Below are 5,943 nucleotides of genomic sequence, written 5' to 3' on the forward strand. Positions count from 1 at the left end.
GGCGAACTTGAAAGAACTATAGACCAGATTAACAGCATTAAATATTCGAGGGTGCTTATAGTACTGCCGAGACAATCCGTTTTCGTTACGAGAAGGACGCCGGCAAAAGCGTCGGTAATCGTCAAATTAAGGTCGGGAATGACGCTCGACAAAATGCAGGTAAACGGAATAATTCATTTAGTCGCAAGCGCCGTAGAAAGTTTAAAACCTAAAAACATTACCATAGTGGATACGGAAGGGAAGGTACTTTCTATTCCTACGAAAAGTTCTTTCGCATATACGGTAAATCAGTTAAACTATGTCCGTAAAATAGAAAAAGGCTTGGAAAGTAAAATTAATTCAATGTTAATACCTGTGGTAGGAGCCGGAAACGTAACGTCTAAAGTTTACGTTAAGGTCGATTTCGCAAAAAAAGTAGAATCTAAACTGACTTATAATCCTAATACTACCGCCATAGTATCCCAGCAGACGTATAAATCTTCTTCTACCGGAGCATTAAAGCCTCAGGGTATTCCGGGCGCAAAATCAAACCTGCCGCCGGGAAAGGTTCCTATACCTGTAGGAAAACCAAGCGTTCATACGGTAAAAAAAGAAACCACAAACTACGACGTATCTAAAAAAATAGAAAAAATATCCTACCCCGTGGGAACTATTAAAAGAGTTTACGCTTCCGTATTAGTCAACGGAACTTATAAAAAAATCAAATCGGCTAAAGGTAAAACTGCCGAACGATATATTCCCAGAAGCTCATCCGAAATGAGTCTTTTTAAAAATATAGTAAAAACGGCAATAGGTTATTCTAAGACGGCAAAAGATAAAGTCGTCGTGGCTAATATTCCTTTTAAAAAAATAAGCTATAAAATATCGGCGCCTCCTAAAAAAACCTTCGCAAAGCTGATAAAATCTAATCTTGGAGAAATAATAAGATACGGCGTTATATTGATAGGCGTTATATTGCTAATTCTAATTATTTTAAGGCCGTTGATGCATTACATAACTGCTTACGAATCGCACGGAAACGCACGTTCTTCAGAAGAAGAAAGGCTGGAAGCGCTTGCGCAGATAAAACAGGAATCTATTGCGCCGCCGGAACCAGACGTTAAAAATGTGGCGTCAAATATAGTAAAATCCGACCCCGACGCCGCGGTCAATTACGTAAGAAATTTATTAAAAGATACCGGAAGGGAAATATAAATGGCAAGAAGATTATCCGGACCCGAAAAAGCGGCGGTTTTCTTGGTTTCAGTCGGCGAAGACGCGGCATCGGAAATCATTAAAAGATTAGAACTTATGGAAATCCAAAAAATTACCAAGTATATGGATAACCTTCCGACTATCGAAAAAGAAGAGTCCGAAAATATACTTAAGGATTTTAACTCTAATTTTTCAAAGGTGGGACTGATAGTAAGGGGCGACGATTACGTAAAAAATTTAATAGCAAAATCGCTTGACCCGGACAAAGCAAAAAAAATATTAGATAATCTTCACGGACCAATCGAAGAAGAAGGCCTGCAGACTTTAAAGTGGCTCGACCCTCATGTTATAGCCGATTTCGTTAAAAACGAACATCCTCAAACCATCGCCCTAATTCTTGGACACTTAGAATCTCTTTCTGCCGCCGTAGTAATAGGGCTTCTGCCTTCTTCCATCAGGTCTCAGGTAGTTTTTAGGCTTTCAAAACTAGAAAGAGTACCGCCGGGGGTTATCAAAGATTTAGACGAAGTGCTTCAGGAACAGCTTAAATCTACAGGCTCCACGCAGAGCAAATTGGTTGGGGGCGTCCGCGTAGTCGCGGATATTTTAAACAATATGGATAAATCCATAGAAGAACCTATTCTTGCCGACATTGAAAAATTAGACAAAGAAGAAGCCGAAAAAATCAGGGAATTAATGTTTACTTTCGACGACCTTGCAAGCGTAGACGATAAATCCATGCAACTTATTTTAAGAGAAGTTTCTCACGACCAGATAGTCCTTGCTTTAAAAACGGCTTCCGAAGAACTTAACAACAAAATTCTTGCAAACGTTTCAAAAAGAGCTCAGGAAATGATTAAAGACGATCTCGAAGCTATGGGACCTAAAAAACTTTCCGAAGTCGAAAAAGTCCAGCACGAAATATTAAAGGTAGCAAGAAGGCTTGAAGACGAAGGCAAAATAAGCCTTGCCGTAAAAAGCGAAAGCGAAAAATTAGTATGAGTAAAATCCTTAAAGATTACGAATTAAATATGGAGGGCCAAACCTTATACGACGGCAAAAAAACCATCTTAGCCAACGTTCTGAGAGGAGAAGAATCGAGCGCGAAAGAAAACGCCGAACTTGTATCGGCTCTGGAATCAATACCGTCTTCCCTTCAAAAATATATAATTTCTTATATCGAAGATTATAAAAATAAAACGGAAAAAGAGTTTAAAGAAAAAGAAAATTCCGTTTTCGAATCTGCAAAACAAAAAGGATATGCCGAAGGCTTTGAAAGCGGCAAATCTGAAGCATTAAAATCAATGGAAGAAAGCGTTAAAAATATATTTTCCGCCGCTGAATCCATAAAGCAGTTTAAGAACGAGCTATACGAAGACGTTAAAGAAGATGTAGTAAACCTATCGATAAAAATCGCCGAAACGATAACTAAATCAAAAATAGCGGCCGACGACGGCGTGTTGTTTAATATAATAGCGTCCGCAATCAATAAGTCCTCCGATGCCGTAAATTTTACTATATGCCTTAATCCCGAAGATTACAAAGCATTGAATAAAAACCCCGATGCCTTAAAAGATTTCTTGTCGAAGGAAGCAGACACGGATTTTATTCAGGATAAAAACGTTCAATCCGGAAACGTCGTTATAAGGACGGATTTCGGTGAAATAGACGCAAAAATTTCTACTCAGATAGAAAGAATAAAAAATATGTTTACTAAAGTTTTTTAATCTTTTTTATTTTTAATCTTTCTTTTTTTGAAAGTTTATGAGGATTGCCTTTTTTTGCGCCGCCGGTTCTTCTTTCTGCATCGTCGTCATCTTCTTCATACAGACGGTTTTCGCCGTTTTCGATAATGCCGCGGGCTAATTTTACAAACTCGTCGATATCCAAGCAGGAACAGTCGGCATTTGAAACTCGGCGCCTTATACCGTTATCGTTAGTTACTACCAATAAACTGCCCTTTATGCTCTTAGACAGCCTTACTATAACGTCGTCCGCTTTTTCGTCTTTTTTTGAATACACCACTTCAATATTTTGACGGTTGTATTTCGACTCCAAAGGTTCGTCGGTATTGTATCCGTCAAAAACCACTACCACTTTATTCTTTTTTACATTATAATATTTTGATAAAAAATTTATCGTCTCTTCTCTTAGCTTTTGAAGTTCGTCGGATTTAAAACTAACTTTAAAGTAAGAGTTGAAAATAAAATTGTATCCATCTATTATTATAGTCAGCATAGTATATAAATTATAAATAATATGAATAATATTAGTCAAACGGAAAAAAACGAATATTTAGTTTATATATTGTCTGAACAAAAAAAAACGGCAGAAACTATAAAAAAAGCTCTCTCGCGGACTTTGCCGGAAGACAATATCGCCGTAGCCGCCGGTTTCAAAAACCTGCCGCGCAGTTTCAACAGTAATACTTACATTATAACCGAATACGACGAAAATTGCATAAAAGAAATATCGGCGATAAAACCGAAAAGAAACGTTAAACTTTATGTTTATATAGAAAACTTAAACAAATTAGATGAGCGGGACGTGATTTTTTTAATAAAACATAATATAGACCACGTAATTCATTCGGGAAATATCGAAAAATTGGCTTACGAAAGGTTTATCGACGCTAAAATTTTCAAAAAGAAGCGCTACAACGCTTTTATCGATAAAGAATCCACCCTGCTTGAAGATTTATCCGCCGAAAATGAAGATGTTAAAGATACCGGCGTCAATATTTACGGAATTTCGGAGCATATCGCCGAGGTCGTAAAAAAAATCTGCAGAATCGCGCCTTCGGAAAGTTCGGTTCTTATTACCGGAGAATCAGGCACGGGGAAAGAACTGATCGCAAGATTGATACACGATAAATCCAAGCGAAGCGAACGCCCTATGGTATCGGTAAATTGCGGAGCGTTTCCGGAAGGACTTCTGGAAAGCGAACTGTTCGGATACAAAAAAGGCGCCTTTACCGGAGCGTTTACCGACAAGCTCGGCAGATTCGACCTTGCGGATAAATCGACGCTGTTTTTGGATGAAATAGGCGATATGAGCCCTTCTCTCCAAGTAAAACTACTAAGAGTTATTCAGGAAAGAGAAATAGAGCCGGTAGGTTCGGTAAAAACAAAAAAAATAGACGTAAGAATCATTTCCGCCACTAATAAAAATTTAGAAGAACTTATTGCTAAAAATCTATTCAGAGAAGATTTCTATTACAGAATTAACGTAATACCCGTTCATCTTCTGCCCTTAAGAGAAAGGAAGGTGGATATTATTATTCTTATATACTATTTTTTAAAAAAATTCGGCGAGTACCAGAACGACTCGGTTTACGGAATTTCCGAAGATGCTTTCTACATACTCTTAAACTATCCGTGGTCGGGCAACGTCCGGGAGCTTGAAAATTTAATGGAAATGCTGGTAGTATTAAACGAAGGCGGCTTGATAACCGAAAAAGATATTCCCGATAAATATTTAAAAAAATCAAATAATATCGTCCATTCCGAAAGTTTACTTCAAGGACGTACAGAAAATTTAAATATAGGCGAAAAAAATATAACGCGGTTTGACGAAGAACCTTTTCAAATTAATTTAAAAGAAAAAATGGAATCTGCGGAAAGAGAAATTGTTGAAAAAGCTATGAAAATTTCCGGAGGCGTAAAGGAAAAAGCGGCAAAAATGCTGGGACTTAACAGAACTACTTTAATAGAAAAATTAAAAAGATATGAAAAAAATAAAAAAAATAAAAAATAAAATCGTTTTTATATATATTGCTCTCATATTTTCCGTTTTTGCGCAAAGTTTTTTTATTTTCGGCGCAAACGCTAAAACTGCCGCAGTCCCTTCAAAAGCTAAACGGCTGTACGAAAAAGCTTTAAAAGAGTATAGAACCAGCAGTTATTACAATGCGCACATGAATCTTAAATACATATTAAATAACTTTAAAATGGGGAAAAAATTATATTCCGGCGTCTATTTCCTTACCGGAAAAGTTCTTTTTAAAGAAAAAAATTTTTTCTTGGCAAAACCTTATTTTCAGAGAGTAATTTATAGAAATCCGGACTATAAATATATTTATGATGTTATATATTATATGGCAAGATGCGATTTTAATTTAAAAAACTACAGGCGTTCCATACGTGATTTCGATTTTCTTTTAACTAAAAGTAAAAAAAGAAGCAAACTATACGACAGGTCGCTCGTATATTTGACTTTATCTTACGCTTCTTGCGGAGTCTTTAAAAATGCCGACAAACTTTACGATACAGACCACGTTAAAAATATTTTGCAAAAATCTGAATTTTTAAAAAAAAGAAGCGGTTATTTCAAAACGGTTTATTTAAATTATCTTATCAATCATAAAAAAAATTTTTCCCGCGCGCTTTTAATATTGGATATAAAAAATTTATTTTCCTTAAAAAAGAAAGAATCGTGTTTCAAATCTTACTATGCAGGAATAATAGCGTACGATAAGCAAAAATACTCCGCGGCTCAAAACTATTTTGCGAAATCTTCCGGATACTGCACCGGATACTATTATAAAAACGGATTGGCTTATTACGGGATGTCTTTAATAGGACAAAACGATAAAAAAGGCGTTAAATATCTTAAAAATGCGGCGCTGGAAATAGGCTACCCAAAAATTGAATTGAAATCTTTAAAATTTTTGGCGTCTTATTATAAGACGTTAAATCAGCCGGAAAAAGAATTAAAATACATAAAACGAATACTTTTCGATTCAGGCTC

The 5,943-nt window shown here is 36.2% G+C and carries 6 protein-coding genes; 5 read left to right on the forward strand and 1 reads right to left on the reverse strand.

All coding sequences use genetic code 11. The features are described from left to right. From fliF to EVJ48_07975, 3 genes are all read left to right on the forward strand, one after another. Window positions 1-1,194 (forward strand): flagellar M-ring protein FliF (gene fliF, locus EVJ48_07965; protein RZV37967.1); only part of this gene is annotated, 1,194 nt, incomplete at its 5' end. After that, a complete protein-coding gene (gene fliG / locus EVJ48_07970; protein RZV37968.1) occupies window positions 1,195-2,196 on the forward strand; it encodes a flagellar motor switch protein FliG in 1,002 nt (333 codons plus the stop codon). Further along, window positions 2,193-2,921, forward strand: a complete 729-nt coding sequence (locus tag EVJ48_07975) for a hypothetical protein (GenBank protein RZV37969.1) — start codon at window positions 2,193-2,195, stop codon at window positions 2,919-2,921. Before fliG ends, EVJ48_07975 begins: the two co-directional genes overlap by 4 nt. Here the strand turns inward: EVJ48_07975 and EVJ48_07980 are convergent. Further along, entirely contained in the window at window positions 2,908-3,432 is a 525-nt protein-coding gene (locus EVJ48_07980) for a hypothetical protein (GenBank protein RZV37970.1), read from the reverse strand. The two genes, EVJ48_07975 and EVJ48_07980, sit on opposite strands and share 14 nt — an antisense overlap. 21 nt (window positions 3,433-3,453) lie before the next feature. On the opposite strand from EVJ48_07980, the gene EVJ48_07985 reads away from it, so the two are divergent. Then, the gene (locus EVJ48_07985) at window positions 3,454-4,950 is read left to right on the forward strand and encodes an AAA family ATPase (protein ID RZV37971.1); all 1,497 of its coding nucleotides are present in this window, start codon (window positions 3,454-3,456) and stop codon (window positions 4,948-4,950) included. Next, window positions 4,922-5,943 (forward strand): hypothetical protein (locus EVJ48_07990; protein RZV37972.1); only part of this gene is annotated, 1,022 nt, incomplete at its 3' end. The genes EVJ48_07985 and EVJ48_07990, both read left to right, overlap by 29 nt.

The sequence above is a fragment of the Candidatus Acidulodesulfobacterium acidiphilum genome (assembly GCA_008534395.1).
GTDB classification, from domain to species: Bacteria; SZUA-79; SZUA-79; order Acidulodesulfobacterales; family Acidulodesulfobacteraceae; genus Acidulodesulfobacterium_A; species Acidulodesulfobacterium_A acidiphilum.